Genomic DNA, 26,887 nt, shown 5'->3' on the forward strand with positions numbered 1-26,887 from the left:
GTCGCTCCGGTCCTGATTCCAGATGAACGCTCAACCTTTTGAAACCGCTTGAAGTTTCCCGGATTCAGATTTCCAGTTTGGACGGAAAACCGGGCGCGCGCAGGTCGGCGCCGACAGCGTCCTCGAGCAATTTGACGATCTGGGTCGACCAGGCGCCGCCGCCGTAAGCCGCCTTGCCCTGCTCGAAAATCGCATTGACGCGCGATGCCAGTTCCACCGGCACACCGAAATCCCGACCCATGCCCAGCGCGAAGCCGAGGTCCTTCAGCGCCAGGTCCATGGTGAAGCCGATGTCGTAGGAGCCGTTCAGGATGAGTTGGCTTTCGGTTTCGTGGACGAAGCTGTTGCCGGAGGAGGCAACGATGGCGTGATAGGCTTGGGCGAGGTCGAGCCCGCCTTGCCTAGCCAGCATCAGCGCCTCACCGGCGGCGACGAGATGGATGAAGGCCAGCATGTTGGTGATGACCTTGATCACCGCCGCCGAGCCGATCGGGCCCATCAGGAACGACTTCGCGCACATCGCATCGATGGCAGGGCGATGACGCCCGTAAAGATCGGCATCGCCACCGACCAGCGCGGTGATTTTCCCAGCCGCCGCCAGATGCACGCCACCGGTGACCGGGCATTCCAAGGTCTCGATTCCCCTGGCCGAGGCGAGGCCCGCGAGGCGCACGATCTCGTCGCGGCCATTGGTCGACATCTCAATCCAGGTGCCGCCGGCGGGGAGGCCGTTGAGCAGTCCATCAGGACCGGCGAGTACCGCCTCACTGACCCTCGGTGACGGCAGGCAAGTTATGGCATTGCCCGCCCGCTCAGCCGCCTCGGCGGGGCTGCCGGCAGCGATAGCGCCGAGCGCCACGAGGCGCTCGATAGCGGCCGGGTCGCGGTCGAACACGGTGACGGCAAAACCATTTCGGACCAGGCTGGCGGCTAGCTTGCCGCCGAGATGACCAAGGCCGATGAAGGCGTAGCCTTCGCTCACGGAATCAACGGCGTTTGCATCATCTGCAAATGCAGGTCCTTGCCGGTGTAGGGATAGGCGTCGCAGACGTCTTCATTCAGTTCGACGCCGAGGCCGGGCTCCTTTGACGGGATGACATTGCCGTCCTGCCACTCGATCTTCTTCTTGAGCAACGTGGCGTGGAAACCGTCCCACTGCTTCAGCGATTCCAGGATCAGGAAGTTGGGCAGCGTCACCGCCAGCTGGATGTTGGCGGCGCCGACGATCGGTCCGCAATAACAATGCGGTGCGATCTGGATGTGGTAGGCCTCGGCCATGGCGGCGATCTTCTTGGTTTCGAGAATGCCGCCGGAGCGGCCGAGGTCCGGCTGCAATATGGTCGCGGCGCGGTTCTCGATGACGCGGGCGAATTCGAACTTGGTCGTCAGCCGTTCGCCGGTGGCGATCGGGATGGAAGTCGCGCGGGCGACCTGCGCCATGACTTCGGGCATATCGGGCGGCACCGGCTCCTCGAACCACAAGGGGTCATAGGGCTCGATGGCACGGGCAAGGCGCAGGGCGCCGGAGGCGGTGAACTGGCCGTGCGTGCCGAACAATATGTCGGCACGCGTGCCGACCGCCTCGCGGATCGCCTTGATCATGCGGGTCGAGACGTCGATGTCGAGCAGGCGCGGCTGGTGGCCGTCAAAGGCGGTGTAGGGACCGGCCGGGTCGAGCTTGACGGCATTGAAGCCCTGCTCGACATATTCGAGCGCGCAGGCCGCCGCCATTTCGGGGTCGTTGTAGACATTCCTGCCGTCCGGGGCGTCCTCGGAATGGACGCTGCCGGTATGCGGATAGAGGTAAGTGTAGGAGCGCAGCGTCTCGTGCACCTGGCCCCCGAGCAGCTTGTAGACGGGTTTGTCCGCTTCCTTGCCAATAATGTCCCAGCAGGCCATTTCCAGCGCCGAGAAGCAGCCCATGCCGGACACGTCTGGCCGCTGCGTGAAGCCGGAGGAATAGGCGCGGCGAAAGAAATTCTCGATGTCGTGCGGATCGCGGCCGACGAGATAGCGCTCGGCCATGTCCTCGACCATTCTGGCCGTGACATGGGCGGAGAAGGTGGCGTTGTAGGCTTCGCCATATCCGACCACGCCGCCATCGGTGACGAGCTTGACGAAGATGAAATACTTGCCGCCGATGCCGGGCGGCGGATTGCCGACAACCCAGGTCTTGACGTCGGTGATCTTCATTCTTGGTCCTCCAGAACCAGTTCGGCGCCTTTCCATCCGGTCAGGATCGAGGCGGCGTTGGTGTTGCCGGTTATGTTGTCGGGAAAGATCGAGGCGTCGATCACGCGCAAGCCTTCTAGCCCATGTACCTTGAGCCGCGGATCGACCACGGCGCGCGCGGGATCGGGTCCCATGCGGCAGGTCGAAACCGGATGATAGACGGTGCCGGAGCGTTTCCTGAAATCCGTGATCAGGTCGGCGTCCGAAGTGATTGATGGGCCTGGCAAAACCTCCTCCGCGATGATCTCGGCCATAGCCGGCATCGAGGCGATCTTGCGCACGAATTTCACCGCCGCCAGCATCTCCTCGACATCGGCATTGGTCGAATAGGCGTTGGCGGCGATCTTGGGATGGTCCAACGGATTGCTGGAGCGGATCATGATCTCGCCGCGGCTCGACGGGCGGCAGTTGGACAAGCCGATGGAGAAGCCAGGCCAAGGGTCCGGCGTCAGGATCGGGCGCTCGCCACTCTTCGGGATGACGGTCGAAAACGCCTGGAAATAGAGCTGCATGTTGGGGCGCGAAAAGGCCGGGTCGGTGCGGAAGAAGCCACCGCCGTGGTTCATCGACAGCGACAGCGGGCCGGAACGCGTCAGGATGTACTGCATGCCGACCATGAGCTTGCCCCACCAGGGACGCAGGATCTGGTTCAGCGTCGGCAACCTGCCCTTGAAGGTGTAGTTGATGCCGACATGGTCCTGCAGATTGGCGCCGACATTCTCGTTGGCGTGAATGACCGGGATGCCCAGCCCGTGGAGCAGCGCCGCCGGACCGACGCCGGAGAGTTGCAGAAGCTGTGGCGAGTTGATCGAGCCGGCGGACAGGATGATTTCGCGGCCCGCGCGGGCCGTTTTCGTCTGGCCGTTCTGTAAATATTCGACCCCGACGGCACGCTTGCCTTCGAACAGGATGCGGCTTGCCAGCGCGTTGGTCTCGACACGGACGTTTGCGCGCTTCATCGCCGGGCGCAGGAAGGCGCGCGCGGCCGACATGCGGCGGCCGTTGCGGGTCGAGATCTGGTAGACGCCGACGCCTTCCTGTGCAGCGCCGTTGAAATCGGGATTGAACGGCAGGCCGGCCTGCTGGCCGGCGGCGAGGTAGCGCCTCGTCAGCGGGTGGACGGCATCAGACGTATCGCTGATGTGCAGCGGGCCACCTCTGCCACGCCATCTGTCGGCCCCGGCTTCATTGTCCTCCAGCGCCTTGAAGGCCGGCAGCAGGTCGTCATAGCCCCAGCCGGGATTGCCCGCGTCGCGCCAGTCGTCGAAATCCTCGCGCGCGCCGCGGATCCACACCATGGCGTTGATCGAGCTGGACCCGCCAAGCAACTTGCCGCGCGGCCAGTGGTCGACATCGCCGCCAAGACCGGTATCCGGCTCGGTCTTGTAGTTCCAGTTGACCGTGGGATCGAAGAAGGTCTTGCCGTAGCCGAGCGGCATCTGCACGTAGAAGCGGCGGTCGCTGCCGCCGGCTTCGAGCACAAGCACCGAAAAGCGGCCCGAGGCCGACAATTTATCGGCGAGCACCGAACCGGCCGAGCCGGAGCCGACGATGATGAAGTCGTAGGTCTGCATGATGGGTATGGCCGGCTCCGGAAATCTGGCCGCAGCCTAGACGGGGCGGGCTTGCCGCGTCGCTGGGCCTTCCGGCATGCGTTGTGAAAAAAGCGACCGCGATGCCGGATCCAGTTGCGGGGAACCCTTAACAATCCCGCTTGATACGCATGGGGTCGACAGCTTATGCGAGGACATCGGCCAATCTGCGCAAGGCAGGAGATCCCATGCGCGTCCTGTCGGATGCTTTCATTCCCGAACTGCCGGGTCACTACAAGGGCAAGGTCCGCGAGAATTACGACCTCCCGGACGGGAGGCGCATCATCATCGCCACAGACCGCCTCAGCGCCTTCGACACCATCCTGACCTCGATCCCGTTCAAGGGCGAGGTCCTGACGCAGACGGCGCGGTACTGGTTCGAGGAAACCGCCGATATCTGCCCGAACCATGTTCTCGAATATCCCGACCCGAATGTCGTCGTCGGCACCAGGCTCGACATCCTGCCGGTCGAGATCGTCGTGCGCGGCTATCTGGCGGGCACCACCAGCACCTCGATCCTGACCCGCTATCGTCGCGGCGAACGGGACATGTATGGCATGCGGCTGCCGGACGGCCTGCGCGACAATGAGAAGCTGGCCGAACCGATCATCACGCCGACCAGCAAGGCCGCGCATGGCGGCCATGACGAGCCGCTGTCCAGGACCGAGATCATCGAACAGGGCCTGCTCACCCAGGCGCAGTGGGACACCGTCTCGGATTACGCCTTGAACCTGTTCGCCCGCGGCCAGGCGCGTGCCGCCGAACGCGGCCTGATCCTCGCCGACACGAAATACGAATTCGGCATCGACCAAAACAGGACGATCATCCTGGCCGACGAAATCCACACGCCCGACAGCAGCCGGTACTGGATCGCCGGGAGTTACGAACAGGCCCTGGCGAACGGCACTCGGCCGGAGAGTTTCGACAAGGATTTCATCCGGTCGTGGGTAACGGCGCGCTGCGATCCCTACAGGGAGCCTATTCCGGAAATCCCGGATGAGATCGTCGAACAGGCCTCCAAAGTCTATGCGCAGGCTTACGAGGCCATCACCGGCAAGACGTTCGTCCCCGACGTTTCCGGGCATACTGTTCTCGATCGCATTCGAGCGAACCTCGAGCGCTATTTATAGAAGGCCGCGAGCCCTTGCGGGGGGACTCGAAATGAAGGTCCGAGCCGTGGATCGCGATCGTCTCGCGTTGACGCGTTGGCGCCTTGACGATACGGGATCAGGGCAGTCAATCTCTGGGGATAACTCGCATGGTGCATTACGCGGACGGGCGGCCGATCGGCGATCTGACGCTGCGCACGCTGGCCATGCCTTCGGACGCCAATGCCGCCGGCGACATTTTCGGCGGCTGGGTGATGGCGCAGATGGACCTGGCCTGCGGCATCCGCGCCGCCGAGCGCGCCAAGGGCCGCGTGGTGACGGCGGCGGTCAAGGAGATGTCCTTCGCCAAGCCGATGAAGATCGGCGACACGCTGTGCATCTACACCCATGTCGAGCGCGTCGGACGCACCTCGATCACGCTCAAGGTCGAGGCCTGGGCGCAGCGCTATCTCTCCGACCTGATGGAAAAGGTCACGCACGCCGATTTCGTCATGGTGGCGCTGGACGGCGAGGGCAAGCCGAAGGCCGTTCCAGCCGAAAACTAAAGCCTGGGACCGCTGTGAAACTGTCTTTCAGCCCTGCGGCGGCGGTGCAGGCACGAAGACAATCAGTCAATGATTGCTGAACGACTGTAGAATTTCAGCCATGCAGGCCATCGAATTTCGCACGCGCGGCCCGCACGCGCGTGGTGTTCCTGCGCGCCCATTCGCCGAGCGCGCTGACGGGGACCAGCAGTTCATGGCCGAGTTCGGTCAGCTCGTAGTCGACGCGCGGCGGAATGGTCGGGAACACGGTGCGGGTGACGAAACCGTCGCGTTCCAGCCCTCGCAAGGTGGTGGTCAGCATCTTCTGCGAGATGCCGCCGACAGCCGCGCGCAGCTCATTGAAGCGCAGCGGTCCGTCGCCGAGCTTGCCGACGACGAGCACGGTCCACTTGTCGCCGACGCGCTGCAGGATTTCCGAAACGGCACGGCAGTCTTCGGTGTTGTGCGGGTTCCTCAGTAACAAAAAGGTGCCTCCTTGCGCATGAAGTTGACAGGAACTCATATAGCCCCGGTATCCAAACGATACCAGTCTTACCTGCCCAGGAATTGCTTACCAGGAGAGCCCCTATGTCCAAACCCAAGATCGCCATCATCGTCGGTTCGACACGCGCCGCGCGCTTCGCCGACGTGCCCACCCAATGGATCGCCAAGATCGCCAAATCGCATGCCGATATCGAGGTCGATGTCGTTGACCTGCGCGATTTCCCGATGCCCTTCTTCGACGAGGTCGCATCCTCCGCCTGGGTGCCATCGACCAACGAGGTGGCGCAGCGCTGGCAGAAGAAGGTCGCCGAATATGACGGCTTCATCTTCACCGCCGCCGAGTACAATCACGGCCCGACGGCCGTGCTGAAGAACGCCATCGACTACGCCGCCAATGAATGGAACAAGAAGCCGGCCGGCTTCGTCGGCTATGGCAGCGTCGGCGGTGCCCGCGCTGTCGAGCAGCTGCGCCTCCACGCGGTCGAATTGCAGATGGCGCCGGTCAAGTCGGCCGTCCATATCGCCTGGGGCGATTTCCTCGCGGTGCGCCAGGGCGAGAAGAAGCTCGAGGAGATCGAGCACCTGAACCAGGCCGCGACCGCGCTCGTCAACGACGTCGCCTGGTGGGCCAAGGCGCTCAAGACCGCGCGCCAGGCCGACGCCATAGACGAGGAAATCAAGGCGGCCTGACCGCCTCGAAATCATCCTCCCAAGGATGTGGGGCGGCGCTTGCGCCGCCCTTTTCAATTGCGGAAGGCTGCTTGCTCGTCCCGCCCTGGCCGTGGCCGGATGACGCAGTCAGCAAGGCGATGCTTTTCGTTCAGTTCGTCGGCGTGGTGCTGGCCCCACTGGCACAGCGCCAGCAGGATGGGCTCGAGGCTGAGGCCGAGCGGCGTGGCGGAATATTCGACGCGCGACGGCACTTCGGCGAAGATTTCGCGGCTGACGAGACCGTGCTCCTCCATTTCGCGGAGCTGCTGGATCAGCACTTTCTGGGTGATGCCCGGCATCAGCGCCTTGAGTGCGGTCAGCCGCCTTGGGCCGTCGAAGAGATGGTAGAGGATGACCGCCTTCCAGCGCCCTGCGATCACTTTCAGGGCACGCTCCGCCGGCAGCAACGGCAGTCTCTTGGTTATTCCGGCCATGGTCACCACCTGGTCAGCAGGGGACAAATAAGTGTGTAGTCGAGGTCTCGCAGATAGTGGCAAACCGCGGCCGATGCCATAGCGATCGGAGTTTGCCATGAAAGCCGCACAATTCAGCCGTTTCGGCGGCCCCCAGGTGCTGGAGATTGTCGACTTGCCGACGCCGGAGCCGCAGGCCGGCGAGGTGCTGATCCGCGTTCATGCCGCCGGCATCAACTTTTTCGAGGTGCTGATGCGCGCGGATGGCTATGCGGTGACGCCGCAATTGCCGATGGTTCCCGGCGTCGAGGCGGCGGGCGTCGTCGAGGCCGTCGGGCAAGGGGTGGACGGTGCGCTGATCGGGACCCGGATCGCCGCGCCCTTGTTTGCCTCGACACGCTCTTTTGGCGGCTATGCCGAGCATGTGACGATCGACGCACGCTTGGCCGTTCCCTTGCCGGATCCGCTTTCGTTCGAGGAGGCGACGGCGTTGATGGTGCAGGGGCTGACCGCCTTTCATCTGTTGCGGCAAAGTCCGCCGGCGAACAGGACGGTTTTGGTTCCCGCCGCCGCGGGCGGGGTCGGTTCGCTGCTCGTCCAGTTGGCGAAGCGCCAAGGCGCGCGCCGGGTCATTGGGCTCGCCGGCGGCAAGGCCAAGCTCGACGTCGCCATGTCGCACGGTGCCGACATCGCCATCGATCGTCATTCCGGAGACTGGGAGGCCGAAACCAGAGACGCCGCGCAGGGTGGTCTCGATACGATCTATGACACCGTCGGCGGAGCGATGACCGGGGACTTCCTCGATATCCTGGCGCCCGGTGGCGAGCTCGTGTTTGCAGCACTTGGCCGCTATGCGCTTGGCGTTGCCCGGCTTGAGGCGATGATCGGCAGGAATCAGTCGTTGAAGGGCTTCGCGCTGCTCCCGCTGTTGTCCCCTGGGGTGCTGAGAGCGAGCCTTTCGGAGCTTTTCGATCTGGCTGCCAGCGGCGACATTGTCGTCACGACTGGCGGGCGCTTTCCGCTCGACCAAGCCGGCGAGGCGCATCGCCTGCTCGAAGAGCACCGCTCGATCGGCAAGGTCGTGCTGATGCCTTAGTGTCGGGCTGCCGGGCAATCCGCTGGGGATGGAAATAGCCTTCGGCCCAAAATCGTGCGTGTCAAACGCCCGCGATCGCGAACAGCCAGGCGAGGATATCGAACAACAAAAGAACCAGCGCGATCTGCAATGCTACCCGAAGCCGCTGGATGATGCGCCAGTTGCTGGCCATGTCGGCCTTGATGCGAAGGGCAAGCGCGCGCTGCATGGCCGATATCTTCAGCGGCCTGTCGCCATCGACATATTGATGGAGCAGCTCTTCCGGATCGAAGCGGAACGTGTATTTGTGATAGGGCCAAAGCAGGAAGACGATCAGTCCGCCGATGCCGAACAGCAGGGCCACTGCGATCCAATCCCAGAGCCCGAGCCCGTCGGAAAGCGCCCTTGCGCCAAGCAACGAGTTTACAAACGCGGTGGCGAAGATGAGGCTGCCCGCGCGCGTGTTCATGTTCTCGACGAGATTCTGCTGATGATTGAGGCCTCGCACCGCCTCCTGATAGATAAATGCCAGGCGAGGATCGTCGTCGGCAGGATCGCTTGCGACTGCCGTGTTGCTGCCTCCGGCGCCGGTACGTTCAGTCATGAGAATGCTCTATGCCGCATCGGTGATGCGTCACCTTAGCTCAAAATCCCTTGGCGCTAAAACGTGCCGGAGCATCAGTGGCGAGGTGAAACCACTTGGCGTCGCAGAAAAGCCGAACCAGGCGGGAAACGCCATGCACGTTTCCTGGAGTTGTTCTAGCCACCCCATGAAAGCGCGAAGCGCCGATCATTGTAGTCTTTGAGATATCGGGAGTGGATCGGCGCGGCGAGATGCCGGCATTTCATGTAGACATATGCCGAGACAGGCGGCCCGCCATCGACAGGCTCTGCTTCGATCAGCACGCGCAAATTTCCGGGCTTGCTAACGGATTCGATCCTGTCGAGGTTTGCCAAGGCGCGATCGTCCACGACGTAGAGTTCGCCGCCGACCTGGAAGCCGACGCCTGGTTCATTGAACATCATCGGAGCGAAGCGAGGTCCAGCGATCAGCATCGGGAAGCGCTCTCGCGTCCTGTAGGCGCCCAGAAATGCGGCTTCGGACAAACCCTCGCCGTGAAGGGGAAAGCCTTTCTTCAAGGTACCAAACACGAAGAGTTTCCGCATCATGCGCGGGGAACGCCGGCCAAGCTTGGGAGTTCATCTGTTTTCATCGGCGTTCGGGGCAGCGGAAATGAGCAAGACAGCGGATTCAGCATCGTATCCGGGCTGAGGCGTGGAGCTGTGAAGGTTGCTTTCGCGCGATGCCGGACCGATACGGGTTGGCCCTCCATATGGGCGGAGCTGCCATCTGGCTCGGCCGTTCTGCCCTGATATATCCGGCCGCGATCCATCACATGAGCAAAGCCCCGTGAAGTCATCCAGCCTGGCAGGCGTCGTTTCCCCCATGATCCCGGTGCTGGTGTGCGCGCTCGGCATCTTCCTTCTGTCGGGGATGGATGCGGCGATGAAGGTTCTGGTCATTGCCGTGGGCGTCTACAACACGGTGCTATGGCGCAGCATGCTGGCAACCGTGGTCGCGGGCGCCGGCTGGTCGGCAGGGTCGCGTTCATTTCCCGCCCTTTCCGTGTTGAGGCTGCATGCGCTGCGTGCCGTTGTTGTCGGCATTGTCTTGCTGTCGTTCTTCTGGGGGCTTGCCAGGCTGCCGCTGGCGGAGGCGATCGGCCTCAGTTTCGTGGCGCCGCTGTTTGCGCTCCTGCTGGCCGCACTGTTGCTGGGCGAACGGATACAGCGACAGGCGATCTGGGCATCGCTGGCCGGCATTGCCGGCGTCGCAATCATAATAGCCGGACAGTTCGGGCATGCGACCTATGCCGAGGATGCCCTGCTCGGCACGGCCGCCGTGCTGGTATCGACGGTGTTCTACGCCTACAATCTGATCCTCGCGCGGCAACAGGCGCTGCTGGCCAAGCCGATCGAAATCATGCTGTTCCAGAACCTTTGCGTTGCCGTCATCCTCGGTCTCGCGGCACCCTGGCTTGCCATTGCGCTGCCAAGCGAGCTCTGGCTTCCTCTCGCCGGGGTGACGGCGCTTTCGCTCGCCGGCCAATTCCTGATGAGCTGGGCCTACGCGCGCGCCGAAGCGCAATATCTGATCCCGACCGAATACTCCGCCTTCATCTGGGCGATTGCGCTTGGGTGGTTCTTCTTCGACGAGGCGGTGACCTGGACCACGCTGGCGGGAGCGGGCCTCATCGTGGCCAGTTGCCTGATCGCCTCGCGCTCGAACCCGAAGCTTTCCGAACCGATCGAAGCCGCGGTTTGACGGTGTTCCCCTGCGACAAATAGCAGGCACTGCGCCGCCGGCCCGAGGCCTGTTCCCTCGCTCGATGCGCCAGCCCTCGAATTCGCCCATCGCTCCAGAGCGGCAATGTTACGGCCCGCCAGAAAGCCGGAATCGCTTTTTTGTGACCTACGCCAGGCGTGGCAGCAAGTATATCGCCGTTTTCTCGGTATAAGCGAAAATTTTATTAAAAGTTTTACTGACTTCATTACGATTTATAGACCATTTCTTGGCCTCTAGTGCTTTCGTTTCGAAAAATGTCACCCAACAGTCGATGTAATGCTGAACTGTGTGGCAAGCTCCTGGAACGACATCGTGCATGGCAACGTTGCTCCGTAAGCGGTTGCCGTTTCGAATGACCTGAACAGGCGCGAGGAAAGGATTTCCTGATGAGCACCGTCGTGAACGCCAAAGGCATCCCTCTCCCCTACACGGGCACGTCCACCCATTGGTTCTCGGCGACCGGATCCGGGCCGGAATTGCACGGCACCTCCGGCAACGACTCCTTCTGGGGGGACGCCAGCGTCAACGTCACCATCTATGGCGGCGCGGGCGACGACTACTATCACCTCTATTCCACCAACAACAAGGTGGTTGAGGATCCCGGGACTGGCATCGACACGATCGACACATGGATGAGCTACAAGCTCCCCGACAATTTCGAGAATCTCGTCGTCACCGGCAACAATCGCTATGCGTTCGGAAATGCGTTGGACAACATCATCAAGGGTGGCTCGGGCCATCAGACGCTGGATGGCGGTCAGGGCAACGACGTGCTGATCGGCGGCAGCGGCGCCGACACTTTCATCATCACCAAGGGCAATGGAAGCGACCTGATCACCGATTTCGGCGCGGACGACACGGTCCGCCTCAATGGCTACGACTTCATGTCTTTCGACGACGTCAAGGCACATATGACCCAGGCAGGATCGAACCTTCTGCTGAACCTCGGATCCGACGAGGTGCTGGTCTTCAACAACACGACGGTGGACAAGCTGGCGCCCAGCCAGTTCGAACTGCCGATCGACAAGTCCGGAATGACGCTGTCCTTTTCCGACGACTTCAACACGCTCAGCCTTTGGAACGGCCATGATGGCACCTGGAATTCCAACTTCTGGTGGGGAGCGCCGAACGGAAGCACGTTGAGCAGCAATGGGGAGCTGCAATGGTACATCGACGCCAATTACGGCCCGACCAGCTCAGTCCACCCGTTCAGCGTGGAAAACGGGGTGCTCACCATCACTGCGGCGCAAGCGCCCGAAGACATCAAGCCACTGATCAACAATTACGAATACACCTCGGGCATCCTGACGACCCACGAAAGCTTCTCGCAGACCTACGGCTATTTCGAAATGCGGGCGGACCTGCCCGAAACGGCCGGAGCCTGGCCGGCCTTCTGGCTGCTGCCGGAAGACGGCTCGTGGCCGCCGGAACTGGACGTCCTGGAAGCGCGCGGGCAGGATCCGAACACGCTCATCATGACGGCGCACACGAACGAGACGGGACAGCACACCAAGGTCTCTTCCTCGGTGAATGTTTCGGACACCGACGGCTTCCATACCTATGGCCTGCTGTGGACACCGGATACGCTCGTCTGGACCTATGACGGCGTAAAGGTCGCCGAAGCCGCGACGCCGTCCGACATGCACACGCCCATGTACATGCTGGCCGATCTAGCCGTCGGCGGTTTTGCCGGCGCGCCTCCCGACCATCTCGCCACGCCGGCGGAGATGAAGATCGACTATATCCGCGCCTATACGCTGGATGACCTGCAGCACCACCCCCTGGACGTCGCGGGCGACCACTCGGTCTGAGCGCCGATGTCTCGGGACATGAACCGCCAAGGGAGCGCGGGAATGATGGGACAGTCAGGTCTGCGGGCGGTGTTGTGGCGCGCCATCGCCGATGTCGGCGTTTTCTCGTTGCTGATCAACGTCCTGCTGCTGGTGATCCCGCTCTATCTGTTGCAGGTTTATGATCGGGTCCTGCCTTCCTCCAACGTCGAGACGCTTGTCTACCTGTCGGTCATCGCGGTTCTCGCGCTGGTCTTTCTGGGCTTTCTGGACGCGGTGCGCTCCATTTACACGCAGCGCGTCGCGGCCAGCATCGACAGCAAGCTCGGGACGGAGACGTTCGCCGCTTCGCTCGCGGCCAACCATGCCTCCGCAGGCCTGTCGCCATTGCGCGATCTCGCCTCGGTATGCGCCTTCATCAGGTCGCGCGGCGTGGCGGTCCTGTTCGACCTGCCGTTTGCTCCGTTCTTCCTCGGACTGCTCTACCTGATCCATCCCGTCCTGTTCTGGCTCACCTTGGCTGGCGTGGCGATGCTGCTTGCACTGGTCATGGCAACCCAGCTTGCCATCGGCAGGAACGACGCCTTGTTTTCACGACGTTCGGCGGTCGCCAGCCAGTCGGAGCAGGCCTTTGCCCGCGACGCCGAGACGCTGCGCGCCATGGGCATGGTCCAGAACGCCGCGCGGGCGTGGGGAAAGCACGTCGCCGAAGCGCTGATCGTTCACGACCGCGCGTCGACGGCTAATGCGATCTTCAGCGGAACGTCGCGGGCGGTGCGGATGATGCTGCAGCTGGCGATACTGGGCGTGGGTGCGTGGCTGGTCCTGCAAGGCAAGATGACGGCCGGGATGATATTCGCGTCTTCCCTGGTATCGTCGCGCGCGCTGCAGCCGCTCGACCAACTGATCGGCTCGTGGCGGCAGATCGTCGACGCCAGACGATCGTGGAAACGGCTGGAGGCAACCCTTTCGGCACGTCCGTCCGCGGTGCAAAAACTGGCCTTGCCTGATCCGTCAGGCGCGATTTCGGCGCAGGATCTGATCTACGTCGCGCCGAATACGCCCGGCGGTCCGCCCATCGTCAAGAGGCTGAATTTCCACATCGGGGCCTGCGAGGCGGTGGCGATCGTCGGCCCGAGCGGAGCCGGCAAATCGACGCTCGCCAGATTGCTTGTCGGTGCGCTCCAACCGGTCAGCGGCTCGGTCAGGATCGACGGTGCCGATCTCAGGACCTGGGACGAAAAGCAGCTTGGAAGGCATATCGGCTATCTCGCGCAGGAGGTGGAACTGTTCCCGGGATCGATCGCGGAGAACGTCGGCCGCTTCGACCCCGACGCGGATGACGCCTCGATCGTCGAGGCGGCAAAGCGTGCCCAGGCCCATGAACTGATTTTGACGCAGCGCGACGGCTACCAGACGATGATCGGTCTCTCTGACAGGGCGCTGTCGGGCGGCGAGCGCCAAAGGATCGGGCTGGCGCGCGCCCTGTACGGCAACCCCAGAATTCTCGTCCTGGACGAGCCCAACGCTCATCTCGACGGCGCCGGCGAGGCGGCGCTCGAAGCGGTGCTCTCGGCTGCGCGCGCGGCAGGGACTACCTTGATCGTGATCACGCACCGCCCTTCGATCGCAGCGGCCTGCGACCGCGTGATGCTGCTGCGCGACGGCGTGATCGAAGCCTTCGGCCCGAGCGGCGATTTGCTGCGACAGCCGCTCGCCGGCAATTCTCCCCAGCAGAATACGGTGGTGACGGGGTCGTTCGCCACGACGATCCGCAGTGCCCCGCAAAAAACCCGCTTTGGATCGTAGATGATGGCAGTGCACAGCCTCGCCGGGGAACGCAGCCCGCGCACCGACACAGGGCGCGTGGCATTGGCCGGCTATGCGGCGATAGCGATATTTGCAGGTTGCTTCGGTTATTGGGCGGCCTATGCCCCCTTGTCCGGTGCGGTGATCACGCAAGGCACGATCTCGGCGATGGGCGGGAACATCCTCATCCAGCACCCCGAGGGCGGCATCGTCCAAGAGTTGCTGGTCCACGAAGGCGATCGCGTGCGGCAGGCGCAGGATCTGATCGTGCTGGATCCAACCGCCGCGCAGGCCGAGCTCAACCGGCTGACGAGGCAGTCGATCGCGCTCAGGGCAAGTGCGGCGCGGCTAGAGGCGGAGCGGGACGGGCTGGACAGGCTGGCGCCGATCACAACAGCGGCGCCGGCGCCGCTTCAGCACGATTTCGAAATGCTGGTTCGCGAACAGCAGAAGGAGTTCGACGCCAGGCTCGCCCGGTTCCGGTCGGAACGATCGATCCTCCAGCAGCGGGTCGTCATGCATCGGCAGTCCGTCGTGGGATTGGACGCCCAGAAACAAGCCATCCAGCAGCAGGTCGAGGTGGTGAAGAAGGAGCTCGGCATCAAGACCAGCCTTTTGGACAAAGGCCTGACCAACCGCACCGAATACTCCCAGCTTCTGCGCAGCGAAGCCGACCTCGTCGGCCAGGCGGGAGCGCTGGAGGCCAGTCTTGCATCGGCCAGCACCCAGATCGTCGAGGCGCAGGAGCAGACCGAGCGCTTGACCACGCAACGGGTGGAGGAGGCGCTGACGAAGCTGGACGAGGTTCGCTCCAACCTGGCCGACGTCGAGGAACAGATCAGGGCGGCCGCGGCGGTGCTGCGGCGCACGACAATCAAGGCGCCGGCAGCGGGCATCGTGGTGTCGTCGACCTACAATTCCAAGGGCAGCGTAATTGCCCCGGGCGAAAAGATCATGGAAATCCTGCCGACGGCATCGGGGTTGGTCGTGGACACGAAGCTGCGGCCGAAGGACATCGATCAGGTACGCGTCGGCCAGCCGGCGAAACTGCGATTGTCCGCCTTGAACGCGCGGCTCACGCCCGAGGTTCCAGCCACCGTGACACAGGTTTCCGCGGATCGGCTGATCGACGAGGCTACGCGTGAACCCTATTTCCGGGCGAAGCTGAAGATCGACGCCCTGCCATCCCGCGTGAAGCCCGAGCAGCTCTATCCCGGGACGCCGGTCGAGGCGTTCATCAGCACCGGCGACCGGACTTTCCTGGAATATCTCGCGCGGCCGATGCTCGATTCGTTCGCCCGCGCCTTCACGGAGCAGTAGGCGCGGACCGGTAGATCGATCGGCCGACGCCCATGGCTCTTGGCCCGAGGCAACGTTGGAACAGTCAGCGCACCACTTCGCGGTGGCCGCTGGGCAGGCGCGTGGCGATCAGCTTGTCGATGCGGCGGCCGTCGAGATCGACCACCTCGAAGCGCCAGCCTTGCGCGTCGACGCATTCGCCGGTCGCCGGCAGATGGTGCATGTGCGACAGCACATAGCCGGCGACGGTCTCGTAGTCGCGGTTTTCCGGCAAGTCGATGCCCAGCACCTCGGCCATCTCGTCGGCCTGCATATAGCCGGCAAGCAGCCATGAGCCGTCGTCACGCTTGACGGCATTCTCTTCCTCGCCGGCTTCGAGGTCCGAACGGAAGACGCCGGTGATGGCCTCCAGAATGTCGGCGGGTGTGACGATGCCTTCGAAATGGCCGTATTCGTCATGCACCAGCGCCATCGGCACGTCGGATTCCTTCAGCGTCTGCAGCACGTCGAGCGCGTCGGCCTGATCGTGCACGATGGGCGCGGTGCGCACGTGCCGACGCGGGTCGAGCGCGCGGCCGCCCAGCAATGCCGCGAGCACGTCGCGCGTCTGGACGACGCCGATCATGGCGTCGACGCCGCCGTCGCCGGCGGGCAGGCGCGAATGCTGCGTGTCCATCAGGAGCTTGCGGATGGTCGCATCGTCGGACTGGAGGTTGATCCAGTCGACCTCGGTGCGCGGCGTCATGACGGCGCGCACGGCGCGGTCGCCAAGCCGCATGACGCCGGCGATCATGCGGCGCTCGTCGGATTCGATGGTGCCGTGATGCTCGGCCTCGGCGACCAGCATCTTGATCTCCTCGTCGGTAACCTTCTCCTCGCTCTCGCCGCGCTGGCCGAGCAGCCAAAGCACGGCGCGGCCCGAAATATCGAGCAGGAAGACCAGCGGCGCCGAGACGGTGGCGAGGACGGTCATGGCCGGGGCGGCGCGCACGGCGACCCGCTCGGGGTCGCGCAGCGCGATCTGCTTGGGCACGAGCTCACCGATGATCAGCGAGGCATAGGTGATGATGGCCACGACGATGCCGACGCCGAGCGGATCGGCGATGTTTTCGCGGATGCCGTTCGAGGCCAGGAACTGCGCCAGCCTTTCGCCGAGCGTGGCGCCGGAAAAGGCGCCGGACAGCACGCCGACCAGGGTGATGCCGATCTGTACCGAGGACAGGAACTTGCCGGGGTTGGAGCCAAGCGCAAGCGCCCGGCCGGCGCCCTTAACCTCGCGATCGATCATTGCCTTGAGGCGGGCCGGCCGCGACGAGACGATGGCAAGCTCGGACATTGCCAGAAGGCCGTTCACGCAGATGAGGACGACCACGGTGGCGATTTCAACATATAGCATCAGGGGTCAATAGCATTGCCGTGCTGGATTGGAAAATAGTCAGCAGCCGTTTTCAGGAAGATGACAGCGCATGCGGCCCCGTCAGGCGGCATCCCAGGGCGGCGCCGAAAAATGCTCGACCAGCGCATCGACTACGACGCGGACCTTCGGCGTCACTGCTCGCGTCACCGGCCAAACGGCGTGGACGGCAATGTTTTCGACGAGGCGGTCCGACAGCACCATTTCGAGCGCACCGCTCCTGAGGCTGTCCGCCGCCAACCATGTCGGCAGGAAGGTGATGCCGCAGCCGGCAAGGGCGGCGTCGAGCATCGGCTCGCCATTGTCGAGGACCAGCCTTGCCCGCGGTGTGAACTTTCCGATTTGGCCGTCGGCGTGCCTTATGGTCCAGGGATGGGCGACGCCGTTACGGGTGTAGCCGATCAGCTTATGAGCGGCGAGCTCCTCGATCGTTCGCGGCCTGCCGTGCTCCTCGAGGTAGGCGGGGGCGGCCAATACGCACGAGCGTTGGACATAGAGCCGCCGCGCCGCGAGCGACAGGCTGTCGTCGAGCTCGCCCATGCGAACTGCCAGGTCGATGCCTTCTTCGATGAGATCGACGCGACGGTCGTTGAAGGAGATCTCCATCGCCAGATCGGGGAAGCGCTTGGAAATGTCGAACAAAACTGGGGCAACGCAGCGCTGGCCGAAGGCCGACGGCAAATCGACCCGAAGCCGGCCCGAGGGCACTTGCCGGTGCGAGGCAAGCAGCGACTGGGCGGCTTCGATTTCGGACAGCGCCCTGACGCAGGCTTCGTAATAGCTGAGGCCTTCGCTTGTCGGGCTCAGGCTGCGGGTGGTGCGATTGAGCAGACGCACGCCAAGCCGATGCTCCAGCTGTGCGATCGATTTGCCGACCGCCGATTTCGTCACGCGCAGCCGTTCTCCCGCACTGGTGAAGCTGCCGGCTTCGATCGTTTGAACGAAGGCGACAATGCCCTGCAGATCGGCGGATTCCATGGCTGTGCCCCTATTGTAGAATAATGATCTTCAATTCGTTTCCAATTATGCCACATAGAAGCACTTTTTTCCATAGTGGAATGACGTAAAGATCTCGCCAGCAACTCAATCCGGAGCAGACGAGATGAACAGAGACATCAACAGATCCTGGCAAATGACCGGTTTTGGCCTGTCCAAGCTGCAAGCGGCGCAGGGAAAGATACCCGCACCCGGGCCTAATGAGCTGCTGGTGCGGATCAAGGCCATATCGCTGAATTACAAGGATCGAATGATCCTAGACGGGGTGCTGATCCCGGACCTCGTCTTTCCCTTCGTGCCGACATCGGATGCGGTGGGCGAGGTCGTGGCGGTCGGCGGCGGCGTCAGCCGCTTCCAGGCCGGGCAACGCGTGCTGGGCCAAGTGATCGCCGACTGGCCTGACGGCGATGCGCCGCCGGTGCTTCACCAGCACACGCTGGGATTGTCACTGCCCGGCACCTTGTCCGACTACGTGCTGCTTCACGAGGATGCCGTCGTGCTGGCGCCGCCTTCGCTCAGCGACGCCGAGGCCTCGACGCTGCCGATCGCGGCGCTGACGGCGTGGTTTGCGTTGGCGGAGGCGACGAAGCCGGTGCCCGGCCAGACCGTTCTCATCCAGGGCACCGGCGGCGTGTCGCTGTTTGCACTGCAATTCGCGGCTGCTTTCGGCCTGCGCGCCATCGTCACCTCGAGCAGCGACGACAAGCTCGAACGGGCCAGGAAACTCGGCGCCTGGCAAGTGATCAACTACCGCACCCAGCCGGCATGGGACGAAGCCGCGCGTGACCTGACGGGTGGAACCGGCGTCAACCATATCCTGGAGATGGTCGGCGGCGACAATGCGCGGCGATCGCTCGATGCCCTGGCCGCCGACGGCCGCCTGTCGGTCATCGGCCTGCTGGGCTCGATGGAACTCAGCTTTCCGGTCGTGCCGTTCCTGCGCAATCGCATCGTCGTGCAAGGGATATCGATCGGTCATCGCCGCGCCTTCGAGCGGATGAACCAGGCGATCGAGGTGCTCGGCATCCGGCCGGTGGTCGACAAGGTCTTCGGCTTCGAGGAGGTGGAGCAGGCCTTCCAGCATCTGGAGAAGGGACCGTTCGGCAAGGTCGTGGTCGCCACGAGCTGACTTCAGGCATCACGGCAGTTGCTTCAGCACGCCGAGCACGGCCTTGCCGTCGGTGAAATAGGGGTCGCCGCCGCCATTGCGCCCGTGCGTGGTGGCGCCGATGCCTTCCAGGTCGCTGGTTGAGATCAGCATTCCGGCGGCGGTCAAATCCTGGATAAGAAAGTCGCGTTCGGCGTCGATGTCGGGGCCGATATGATGGGTGATGGCGCCGGTGTCGTGGCTCAGGCCCACGCCACGGTCGAAACTGGCCGAGCCCAGCCATAGCGGACGGCCGTCGTCGCCGGTGGCATCAGTCTGCCAGAAGCGCACATGGTGACGGCGGTCGGCGCTGCCACCTACCGGCTTCTCGAAGGCAAGATCCTGAGCGCGGCCTTCGAACAGCAGCCGGCTCACCGGCGCGTCCGGATAGGGGCGCGAAAACAAGACGCTTTCGCCAATATCGATCGCGGTTCTCAGCGTCACGGCGTCGGCCGTGTCCCAGCCAGCGACGGCGAAGGCATGGACAACCTCCTTTTGCGTGCCGATCAGGCCGACATTGATCGGGTCGCCCGGAATGCCTTGCGGGGTGTGCGTCACCATCTCGAAGCTTTGGCTGCGAAAGCCGCGATCGCGAAACGTCCAGAATTCCGGCGCGGCGACATAGGCGAGCCCCAGATAGGTCGCCATGAGCAACACCAGCCAGGTCGCAGCGCGTCGTCGGAAGCTTCGTTGGCTCATCGATGCCGCTCGAGTTCTACGACGTCACTGTACGCGGCGAAGCCGCCGCCAGGCAAAGGGATCAGCGGCAGGCGCGATAGCCGCTCTTGCGGTTCTTGATGTCGAAGTGGAAATGGTTGCGGTGGTCGTAGTTGTAGCCGGGGCCGAGCACGGTGGTGAAATACTGGCAGCCGTCGGCGCGCACATTGTTGAGGAAGCCGCGGGTGCGGAAGGCGAACAGGCCGGGCTTGCGCACGTCGATGTCGTCGCCATTGTTGAGTTCGATGCTCATCACGTCGAGCGCGTTGCCCTTGCCGTGTTCCGACAGCACGCCTTCGCCGGCGATATTGCGGCAGGAATAGCTGGAACCCTGGTGGATGGTCCTGACGCCGGAAAAGTAGCGCCAGCGGGCGGAAGGAACGAGCTCGTTCTTCGTCCACGCGGCGAAGCTGGCGGCCATGTCGCAGGTCAGCGTCGCTGCGGGCTTCATCTCGACGCTGCCGATGGCAGTGACCTTGACCGGATAGTCAATGCCGCACTGGCCTTCATGGATCGGCGCCAGGTCGGTGAAGGTGACGCCGAGGCGCCTCAGCTGCTGACGGCAGTCGGTCTCGCTGGCCGGCATCTGCTCGACCGGCGACATCGGCTCGTCCATGCGTGGATAGGCGGCCTGCGTCATGTAGGGATTGGAAGGAACCAGCCGCTGCATGCCTGAATATTGCGGCACGGCCGCGGTCTGCGCGCCGACATCGACGGCTGGCTCCAGTGCCAGCACGTTGCCGGTGTTGCAGGCCGACACCGCGGCCAGCGCAAGCAGGGCGGCCAGCCCGCCGGCCGCGGCGCGCGCGCGTTTCGATTGCCGCGCAAGCGCCAGCGCGGCACGAAATATCCCGTCCATCGGCAGTCCCTTTCCCGATAGGCGGGATTTTAACGATCAACGGTAAAGGAAAAATCAGCGCCGGCGTTCATGCCTGCGGCCGAATTGCGGCATCGCTTCTGAGCCGGCCCTACTGGCAGAAGGTACCGCCGTGGCGGCGCGGCTCGAGGTCGAGGTGCAAATGCAGCGAATGATCGGCATCGCTGCCCGGGCCCAGCACGGTCTTGAACGGCCCGCAGGCGGCCTTGCGCACCGCGTCGAGGAATTTGGCGTCCTTGTCCGGTGGCGCCGGGCCGACCTCGATCGTCCTGCCGTCCGCAAGTGTGAAGCTGGCAATATCGAGCGCATTGCCGAAGGCATGTTCGGACAGTTTGCGCGTGCCGTTGCGTGGCCGGCACACAAAGGCCGATGCCTGGCCGATCGATTTCAGGTCGGTGCCGAATTCGGCTTTCGCCGCCGGCTGGATGACGTTGCCGGCAAAGCGTGCCGCCGCCTCGGCCATTGCGCAATTGAGCTCGGCGCCCGGGGCAATGGCGATCGACTTGCCAAGGCTCTTCAGCACCAGGGGATAGGGGATCGAACAGCCGATATCGCGATCGCTTTCAGCCTTGTGCTCCTCGAATTCGACACCGAGACCCCTCAGCCGCTCGCGGCAGGCGACTTCCTCGGCAGGCATTTTCGCGTCTGGCAGGTCAGCCGAACGCGGATCGGGAAGCATCTCCTTTTTGTCCGCGTCCGCCGGCTTTGGCGGCGGTGGCGGGGCGAGGGCCGGCGGCTCAACCTCCGGTTCCGCAGTCTCAGGCCTTTGTGTCGGCGTCGGCGCCACGGCTGGCGGCTCCGGTTCGCCTTTCGCATCGGCTGGCGGCTCGGGCCGGGCTTGTTGCTTCCGAGGGGATCCTTCCTCCTGAAACCGGTCGGATGTTGCGGCTGGATTTTGCGTGTTCGGTTCTGTCGCCTCTGGCGCGTCAGCGGGGCGCGGTTCAGGCACTGGGACATCCGCACGTACCGGCTTCGGATTTTGCGTCCTCTGCCGTGCCGGCTTCGGCTTGCGATGCCTTTCGCCGCGCGGCTTCAGCGGCCGGTCAACCCGCGGCGTCAGTGGCTGTTCCACCCGTGGTGAAAGCGGCTCGTGATGCCTGTGACGATGCCTGGCATCGGCCGGCGTCACCAGCAGTGCTGTCACGACCATGACCAATGCAATCCTGTATTTTCGGGAAAAGCTCAGTGTTGCCATCGCCTCGAAACGGTGCCGGGATGCTCGAAGTTGCCTGGAAGGCGCTTAGGCCCGATCACAATCGATTACCGGCGCGTTACGCACCGATCGCTTCCAGCCCTTCCTCCAGCCAATCGGCGAGCAACGGCAAGCCGAGCAGGTATTTGGCCGTGTGCTTGTTGGCGCGCTCGCGCGCGGCGGCGACGGCGTCGGCCCATTCCGAAGCATCGTAGTCGCCACGGCCGACCCAAGCGAGCGCGACGAGCTCGGCCGCCTCGTCGACATTGAGGTCGTTGATCAGCTCGCGCAGTTCCTCTTCGGTCAGGTTTTCCGAGCTTTCCTCGGCGAGTCCGTCATGATGATGATTGTCACGGGTGTTTCCATCGAACTCGATTTCGTGTTCGGCGCCGTCGGCATAGTCTTCATTGATCGCGGCGCTCAACGCCTTGCATTTGAGGATGAACAGCCGCACGGTGTCGGGCCCGATCGTCAAATCCCAGTTCTTTTCAAGCCGTCGCTGCACTGGCGGTCTCCGCTGGCTCAGCTTTCATCGCCGCCGATGATAGCGGATTTCGAGCATCCGTCACCTCATGTTAGCCCCTTGCTTTTTTCCGGGATGAAACCGCCGACACGCTGCGTTAGTGTTGCATTCTCACCCCTCCAGGAGGCTCCGATGCATAAAAGAGTGCTGATCCAGGCGGCGAGCGCGCTTCTCGCTCTGCAGTTCCTTGCCGTTCCGGTGTTTGCCGCAGGCAGCGGTGACGACACCAGTACGACCACCAAATGCAAGAAAGGCATGGTCTGGGACAAGAAGAAGAACAAGTGCGTCGCACCCCAGGAAGGCATGCTGGACGACGACAGCATCTATGATGCCGGGCATGACCTGGCGATGGCCGGCCGCTATGACGAGGCGATCGCCGTGCTCAGCCTCGCCGCCAACAAGCAGGACCCGCGCATCCTCAACTATCTCGGCTATTCGCACCGCCATTCCGGCCGCGTCGCCGTTGGCCTCGGCTATTACGAGGAAGCGCTGCGCATCGATCCCAACTACACGCTGGTGCGCGAATATCTCGGCGAAGCCCATCTCCAGATCGGCGACCTGGCCGGCGCCCAGCAACAGCTGATGGAGATCGAAAAGCGAACCGGCAAGGGTTCACGCGAATACGGCATGCTGGCCGAACAGATCGACCATTTCATGAGGAGCTGACCCCCTCAATGCCTTTTCGAACCGGCCGCGAGCAATCACGGCCGGTTTTTTGTTGCCATGCCGGCTCCTGCGACGGCGCGCGCGAAAACGGTGATGATTTCTTCAGAAACCGATTTTTGGGCGTGAAAAGCCCGCAAAGATTGCTATATTCAGGGAAATTGCGGTGAACGGTTCCGTTAGCCCGAGGCTGCCGGACCGTTTTCTTTTTGCACCATCGATAAGGCTTTCCCCGAAATGCGGGGGTGGCGGCAGGAAAGGTCAGGTATCATGAACAAGGTCCCGATGACAGGCGAGGGGTTCGCGTCATTGAAGGAAGAACTGCGCTGGCGCCAGCAGGAGGAGCGGCCGCGCATCATCGAGGCGATCTCCGAAGCGCGCTCGCACGGCGACCTATCCGAAAATGCCGAATACCATGCCGCCAAAGAGGCGCAGAGCCTCAATGAGGGCCGTGTCAACGAGCTCGAGGATCTCATCGCCCGGGCCGAAGTCATCGATGTCACCAAGCTCAGCGGCGACAAGGTCAAGTTCGGCGCCACCGTGGTGCTGGTCGACGAGGACACCGAGGAGAAGAAGACCTACCAGATCGTCGGCGATCAGGAGGCGGACGTGAAGTCCGGCCGCATCTCGATCTCCTCGCCGATCGCGCGGGCGCTCATCGGCAAGGAAGTCGGCGACGCCATCGAGGTCAACGCGCCGGGTGGTGCAAGGGGATACGAGATCGTCCAGGTGCAGTTTATCTAAGGGGTTCGAGGGGCGCTGATCTGCGCGTTTTTAGCCAAGGTTGGCGCCGCCCCTCATCCGCCTGCCGGCACCTTCTCCCCGTATAGTGACGGGGAGAAGACGGCTGAACGCGAAGTCGGCGTCTATTCTGCAAACGCTTAAAATTGGCGCAGTCATCGGTGAAGGTGTCCTTCTCCCCGGCAGGGCGATGAGGGGCAGCGCCAGCTTTCCGATTGAATAGATCAGTTCTTGCCAGCGCCGGCCTGACCATGCGTCTGGTGCTCCAGCAGCCTCTCAGCCTCAGCCACCACCCTCGCGGGCGACACTCGCTCACCGGGCGCGGCCTGCAGCGTCGATGCATAGGGGCCGCGCGGACCGGTCAAACCCGGCTCCGTGGCCAAAAACACCGCGACCGTCGGCAGGCCGAAGGCGCTGGCGAGATGCGTGAGCCCCGTATCGGCGCCGATTACCAGCCTCGAGCTGCCCAGGATCGCCGCGATGTCGGCCAATGGTGATTTTGGCACGATGCTCGTCGATGGAACTGCCCGGGCGATCGCTTCAGCCACCGCCTGTTCGCGCTCGTCCGACCAGGTCGTGACCGGCGTCATGCCGCGCTCAACCAGCAGGCGGCCGGTTTCGATCCAGTCTTCAACAGGCCACTTCTTGTCCTCGCGGCTGGTGCCGTGCAGCAGGAAGGCCGTGTTGCCGGCTATGCCGGTCAGATTGCCGGGCGGCGGCACAATGCCCGAATCCAGCATCGAAAGATCGGGCCGGTAGCCCAATGCCAGCCCGAAAAGCCGCCGCGTCCGTTCGATGGCGTGGAGGTTGCGAGGGACGGCGTGGCCGACGTCGTAAAGCAGCGTTGCCGAAGGCTCGCGCGCGCTTGAGCGGTCGAAGCCGGCGATCGGCGCTTTCGCCTGCCTGGCCACCAGCGCCGACTTCAACAGGCCTTGCGCATCGATGACCAGATCATAGCGGCACGCACGCAAGGCGCGTCGCAAGGCGGTCGCCTCGCGCCAGGTGGCCTTGTCGAAGAGATGTTTTCGCCAACGCCGGATGGCGACCGTGTGGATGGTTCCGACTGCGGGGTGCAGCGCGACGATGCCGGCGAAAGCCTCCTCGACGCACCAGTCGAAAGCAATATCGGGCCGTGCGCGGCGCGCATCCTGGAGCGCCGGAAAGGTGTGGACGACGTCGCCCATCGACGATGTCTTGACGATCAGCACCCTCATGCGCCGGCCGGGATGTCCAGCAGCCGGTCCGCCGCCGCCATGACCCGTGCGACCTCGAGCGTCTTCAGGCAATTGAGGTGGCCGAGCGGACAGATCTTGCGGTGGCAGGGCGAGCAGGACAGGCCGAGCCAGACCAGTTCGCGCCGTTCGGCCAGCGGCGGCGTGTTCTGTGGCGAGGTCGAACCATAGACGGCGACAACCGGCGTGCCGACCGCCGCCGCAACATGCATCAGCCCGCTGTCGTTGGAGACCGCCAGCCGCGCGGCCGCGATCAGGTCGATGGCGTCCTCCAGCCGCGTCTGGCCGGCCAAGTCGACCACGCCAGGAGCGAGGGCTGCGATCTCCGCTGTCACCTCGCGGTCGTTCTTCGACCCGAACAGCGCGACCTTGAACCTTCTGGCCATGAACTCCCGGGCAAGGCCGGCATAGTGTTCGCTCGGCCAGCGCTTGGCCGGGCCGAACTCAGCACCCGGCATCAGCGCCACGAATTTCTGCGGCCCCAGGCCGAAACGGTCGAGCAGGGTGGCCTGGTTTTTGGCGTCCACCGTCAGATGAGGCGCCCGAAAATCGCCACCCCGTGCAAGGCCGAAATAGGCCTGCGCGGTGCGCCGTTTCACGGCCTCCGGCAGCGGAACGATATCGGTCAACAGGCCGTAGCGCATTTCCCTGAGATGGCCGAAACGGCGTGGAATGCGGGCAAAGAACGGGATCAGCGCCGACTTCCAACTGCCCGGCAGGATATAGGCGCTGTCGTAACGGCCGCGCAGCAGGCGGCCGAAGCGGCGGCGGTGTGCAAATTCGAGCGCGCCGGGTTTCAGCGGGAAATCGATCTGCTGGCGGACCTCAGGCATACGCTTGACCAAAGGGGCCGCCCAGGCTGGCGCCAGCACGTCGATCGCCGCATTTGGATGAAGCTCCTTCAGCGCCGAGAACAGGCACTGCGCCATCACCATATCGCCCACCCAGCGTGGGCCGATCACGAGGATCGCTGGGCTTTCAGCCATTCGACATAGTCTCTGACGCCGGTTTCGACGCTGCGGAATTGCCCGTTGTAACCGGCCGCGCGCAGACGCGACATATCAGCTTGCGTGAAGCTCTGGTAGCTGCCCTTGAGGTGGTCGGGAAAGGGGATGTACTCGATCTCGCCCTTGCCCAGCGTGTCGATGACGGTTTCGGCAATGGCGCGGAAGGGTTGCGCCCGGCCGGTGCCGCAGTTGAAGATGCCGCTCGCGCCGCGCTTCCACAGCCACAGATTGACATCGGCGACATCGCCGACATGAATGAAGTCGCGGCTTTGCTCGCCGGGGCCAAAGCCGTCATGGGCGCCGAACAGCTTTGGATTCTCGCCACGCCCGACCTGGTTGAACAGATGAAAGGCGACCGAGGCCATGGCGTCCTTGTGCGCCTCGCGCGGCCCATAGACGTTGAAGTAGCGCAGGCCCGCGACCTGCGAATGATCGGTATCGAAGACATTGCGCCTGACATAGTCATCGAACAGCTTTTTTGAATAGGCGTAGACGTTGAGCGGCCGCTCAAGCTCCGCGTCCTCGCGGAACTCGGAGCCGCCGCCATAGACCGATGCCGAGGAGGCGTAGAGGAAGGGCACGCGCAGCGCCAGGCAGGCATGCAGCAGCCGCTTCGAATAGGCGTAGTTCACCTCCATCATGAACTTGCCGTTCCATTCGGTGGTGGTCGAGCAGGCGCCCTGATGGAAGACGGCCTCGATGCGGCCGAGCCCGCCGTCCTCGAGGCGGGCCAGGAAATCGTCCTTGTCGAGATAATCGGCGATCCGCAAGTCAGCAAGGTTGGCGATCTTGTGGCCATCGCTCAGGTCGTCGACGACCAAAATGTCGTCGTGGCCCTCCGAATTGAGCGCGGCGACGATGTTGGAGCCGATCATGCCGGCGCCGCCCGTGACGATGATCATGAACGCCTCTGGTTGCTTGCGATTCCGGCCCTTATAAGGGAGGCTTGCGAAGCTGTCGACAAAGCAGCGTT

At 63.6% G+C, this 26,887-nt stretch carries 27 protein-coding genes; 11 read left to right on the forward strand and 16 right to left on the reverse strand.

The window, feature by feature from the left end; translation table 11 throughout:
- Positions 1 to 64 precede the first annotated feature (64 nt).
- From FJ940_RS15775 to FJ940_RS15785, 3 genes are read right to left on the reverse strand one after another with little or no spacing between them, the layout of a single operon-like run.
- Positions 65 to 982, reverse strand: a complete 918-nt coding sequence (locus FJ940_RS15775) for an NAD(P)-dependent oxidoreductase (protein ID WP_140582108.1) — start codon at positions 980 to 982, stop codon at positions 65 to 67.
- Positions 979 to 2,193, reverse strand: coding sequence for a mandelate racemase/muconate lactonizing enzyme family protein (locus FJ940_RS15780; RefSeq protein WP_140560629.1), 1,215 nt, complete (start codon positions 2,191 to 2,193; stop codon positions 979 to 981). Before FJ940_RS15780 ends, FJ940_RS15775 begins: the two co-directional genes overlap by 4 nt.
- Entirely contained in the window at positions 2,190 to 3,806 is a 1,617-nt protein-coding gene (locus tag FJ940_RS15785; protein WP_140560630.1) for a GMC family oxidoreductase N-terminal domain-containing protein, read from the reverse strand. Before FJ940_RS15785 ends, FJ940_RS15780 begins: the two co-directional genes overlap by 4 nt.
- Before the next feature lie 206 nt (positions 3,807 to 4,012).
- On the opposite strand from FJ940_RS15785, the gene FJ940_RS15790 reads away from it, so the two are divergent.
- Together FJ940_RS15790 and FJ940_RS15795 are read left to right on the forward strand one after the other, a co-directional pair.
- Complete coding sequence (locus tag FJ940_RS15790; protein ID WP_140560631.1) at positions 4,013 to 4,954, forward strand: phosphoribosylaminoimidazolesuccinocarboxamide synthase; 942 nt, start codon at positions 4,013 to 4,015, stop codon at positions 4,952 to 4,954.
- A 128-nt stretch (positions 4,955 to 5,082) separates the two neighbouring features.
- Positions 5,083 to 5,478, forward strand: coding sequence for an acyl-CoA thioesterase (locus FJ940_RS15795; protein ID WP_140560632.1), 396 nt, complete (start codon positions 5,083 to 5,085; stop codon positions 5,476 to 5,478).
- A gap of 94 nt (positions 5,479 to 5,572) precedes the next feature.
- Here FJ940_RS15795 and FJ940_RS15800 read toward each other — a convergent pair whose 3' ends face one another.
- The gene (locus FJ940_RS15800; protein ID WP_181165214.1) at positions 5,573 to 5,941 is read right to left on the reverse strand and encodes a helix-turn-helix domain-containing protein; all 369 of its coding nucleotides are present in this window, start codon (positions 5,939 to 5,941) and stop codon (positions 5,573 to 5,575) included.
- A gap of 104 nt (positions 5,942 to 6,045) precedes the next feature.
- Here FJ940_RS15800 and FJ940_RS15805 point away from each other — a divergent pair, with 104 nt between their 5' ends.
- A complete protein-coding gene (locus tag FJ940_RS15805; protein ID WP_140495977.1) occupies positions 6,046 to 6,651 on the forward strand; it encodes an NADPH-dependent FMN reductase in 606 nt (201 codons plus the stop codon).
- Between the two features lie 53 nt (positions 6,652 to 6,704).
- Here the strand turns inward: FJ940_RS15805 and FJ940_RS15810 are convergent, their stop codons facing one another.
- Positions 6,705 to 7,106, reverse strand: a complete 402-nt coding sequence (locus tag FJ940_RS15810) for a helix-turn-helix domain-containing protein (RefSeq protein WP_140560633.1) — start codon at positions 7,104 to 7,106, stop codon at positions 6,705 to 6,707.
- Between the two features lie 97 nt (positions 7,107 to 7,203).
- Here FJ940_RS15810 and FJ940_RS15815 point away from each other — a divergent pair, with 97 nt between their 5' ends.
- Positions 7,204 to 8,181: a zinc-binding dehydrogenase gene (locus tag FJ940_RS15815; RefSeq protein WP_140657099.1), complete on the forward strand. Its 978-nt coding sequence runs from the start codon at positions 7,204 to 7,206 to the stop codon at positions 8,179 to 8,181.
- Positions 8,182 to 8,242: 61 nt separating this feature from the next.
- Here the strand turns inward: FJ940_RS15815 and FJ940_RS15820 are convergent, their stop codons facing one another.
- Both FJ940_RS15820 and FJ940_RS15825 read right to left on the reverse strand, forming a co-directional pair.
- Complete coding sequence (locus tag FJ940_RS15820; RefSeq protein ID WP_181167700.1) at positions 8,243 to 8,764, reverse strand: hypothetical protein; 522 nt, start codon at positions 8,762 to 8,764, stop codon at positions 8,243 to 8,245.
- Between the two features lie 155 nt (positions 8,765 to 8,919).
- Positions 8,920 to 9,312: a gamma-glutamylcyclotransferase family protein gene (locus FJ940_RS15825; protein WP_246671078.1), complete on the reverse strand. Its 393-nt coding sequence runs from the start codon at positions 9,310 to 9,312 to the stop codon at positions 8,920 to 8,922.
- A gap of 295 nt (positions 9,313 to 9,607) precedes the next feature.
- On the opposite strand from FJ940_RS15825, the gene FJ940_RS15830 reads away from it, so the two are divergent.
- From FJ940_RS15830 to FJ940_RS15845, 4 genes are all read left to right on the forward strand, one after another.
- Positions 9,608 to 10,486, forward strand: coding sequence for a DMT family transporter (locus tag FJ940_RS15830; protein WP_140516990.1), 879 nt, complete (start codon positions 9,608 to 9,610; stop codon positions 10,484 to 10,486).
- 407 nt (positions 10,487 to 10,893) lie between these two features.
- Entirely contained in the window at positions 10,894 to 12,318 is a 1,425-nt protein-coding gene (locus FJ940_RS15835) for a family 16 glycosylhydrolase (protein ID WP_140560635.1), read from the forward strand.
- A 42-nt stretch (positions 12,319 to 12,360) separates the two neighbouring features.
- Complete coding sequence (locus tag FJ940_RS15840; protein ID WP_140657101.1) at positions 12,361 to 14,106, forward strand: type I secretion system permease/ATPase; 1,746 nt, start codon at positions 12,361 to 12,363, stop codon at positions 14,104 to 14,106.
- Entirely contained in the window at positions 14,107 to 15,426 is a 1,320-nt protein-coding gene (locus FJ940_RS15845; RefSeq protein ID WP_246671077.1) for an HlyD family type I secretion periplasmic adaptor subunit, read from the forward strand.
- A gap of 64 nt (positions 15,427 to 15,490) precedes the next feature.
- Here FJ940_RS15845 and FJ940_RS15850 read toward each other — a convergent pair whose 3' ends face one another.
- Positions 15,491 to 16,801, reverse strand: coding sequence for a hemolysin family protein (locus FJ940_RS15850; protein ID WP_140516828.1), 1,311 nt, complete (start codon positions 16,799 to 16,801; stop codon positions 15,491 to 15,493).
- 81 nt (positions 16,802 to 16,882) lie between these two features.
- Positions 16,883 to 17,797 (reverse strand): LysR family transcriptional regulator, encoded by a 915-nt coding sequence (locus FJ940_RS15855; protein ID WP_140556038.1) that lies wholly within the window; start codon positions 17,795 to 17,797, stop codon positions 16,883 to 16,885.
- 124 nt (positions 17,798 to 17,921) lie between these two features.
- Between FJ940_RS15855 and FJ940_RS15860 the strand changes: the two genes are divergently transcribed.
- Positions 17,922 to 18,944, forward strand: coding sequence for an NAD(P)-dependent alcohol dehydrogenase (locus tag FJ940_RS15860; RefSeq protein WP_140657103.1), 1,023 nt, complete (start codon positions 17,922 to 17,924; stop codon positions 18,942 to 18,944).
- A 9-nt stretch (positions 18,945 to 18,953) separates the two neighbouring features.
- Here FJ940_RS15860 and FJ940_RS15865 read toward each other — a convergent pair whose 3' ends face one another.
- The 4 genes from FJ940_RS15865 to FJ940_RS15880 all read right to left on the reverse strand — a co-directional run bounded on the left by FJ940_RS15865 (position 18,954) and on the right by FJ940_RS15880 (position 22,253).
- On the reverse strand, positions 18,954 to 19,661 hold the full coding sequence (locus FJ940_RS15865; RefSeq protein ID WP_140567014.1) for an LssY C-terminal domain-containing protein: 708 nt from the start codon (positions 19,659 to 19,661) through the stop codon (positions 18,954 to 18,956).
- 61 nt (positions 19,662 to 19,722) lie between these two features.
- The gene (locus FJ940_RS15870; RefSeq protein ID WP_140567011.1) at positions 19,723 to 20,538 is read right to left on the reverse strand and encodes an extensin family protein; all 816 of its coding nucleotides are present in this window, start codon (positions 20,536 to 20,538) and stop codon (positions 19,723 to 19,725) included.
- Between the two features lie 109 nt (positions 20,539 to 20,647).
- Complete coding sequence (locus tag FJ940_RS15875; protein WP_224646967.1) at positions 20,648 to 21,628, reverse strand: extensin family protein; 981 nt, start codon at positions 21,626 to 21,628, stop codon at positions 20,648 to 20,650.
- Positions 21,629 to 21,827: 199 nt separating this feature from the next.
- On the reverse strand, positions 21,828 to 22,253 hold the full coding sequence (locus FJ940_RS15880; RefSeq protein ID WP_140524880.1) for a DUF3775 domain-containing protein: 426 nt from the start codon (positions 22,251 to 22,253) through the stop codon (positions 21,828 to 21,830).
- Between the two features lie 150 nt (positions 22,254 to 22,403).
- On the opposite strand from FJ940_RS15880, the gene FJ940_RS15885 reads away from it, so the two are divergent.
- Both FJ940_RS15885 and greA read left to right on the forward strand, forming a co-directional pair.
- Entirely contained in the window at positions 22,404 to 22,937 is a 534-nt protein-coding gene (locus FJ940_RS15885) for a tetratricopeptide repeat protein (protein ID WP_140495965.1), read from the forward strand.
- A gap of 267 nt (positions 22,938 to 23,204) precedes the next feature.
- Complete coding sequence (gene greA / locus FJ940_RS15890; RefSeq protein WP_008877613.1) at positions 23,205 to 23,678, forward strand: transcription elongation factor GreA; 474 nt, start codon at positions 23,205 to 23,207, stop codon at positions 23,676 to 23,678.
- A gap of 221 nt (positions 23,679 to 23,899) precedes the next feature.
- Here the strand turns inward: greA and waaC are convergent, their stop codons facing one another.
- Genes waaC through rfaD form a run of 3 tightly spaced genes read right to left on the reverse strand, consistent with a single transcriptional unit; the run spans position 23,900 to position 26,816 of the window.
- Entirely contained in the window at positions 23,900 to 24,889 is a 990-nt protein-coding gene (gene waaC / locus FJ940_RS15895) for a lipopolysaccharide heptosyltransferase I (protein ID WP_140516818.1), read from the reverse strand.
- The gene (gene waaF, locus FJ940_RS15900) at positions 24,886 to 25,893 is read right to left on the reverse strand and encodes a lipopolysaccharide heptosyltransferase II (RefSeq protein ID WP_140516816.1); all 1,008 of its coding nucleotides are present in this window, start codon (positions 25,891 to 25,893) and stop codon (positions 24,886 to 24,888) included. The genes waaC and waaF overlap by 4 nt, the downstream gene beginning before the upstream one ends.
- Positions 25,866 to 26,816 carry an ADP-glyceromanno-heptose 6-epimerase gene (gene rfaD / locus FJ940_RS15905; protein WP_140495962.1) on the reverse strand — a complete coding sequence of 317 codons (951 nt, stop codon included), beginning with the start codon at positions 26,814 to 26,816 and terminating at the stop codon, positions 25,866 to 25,868. The genes waaF and rfaD overlap by 28 nt, the downstream gene beginning before the upstream one ends.
- Between the last annotated feature and the right edge of the window lie 71 nt (positions 26,817 to 26,887).

Source organism: Mesorhizobium sp. B2-3-7 (assembly GCF_006442695.1).
Classification (GTDB): domain Bacteria; phylum Pseudomonadota; class Alphaproteobacteria; order Rhizobiales; family Rhizobiaceae; genus Mesorhizobium.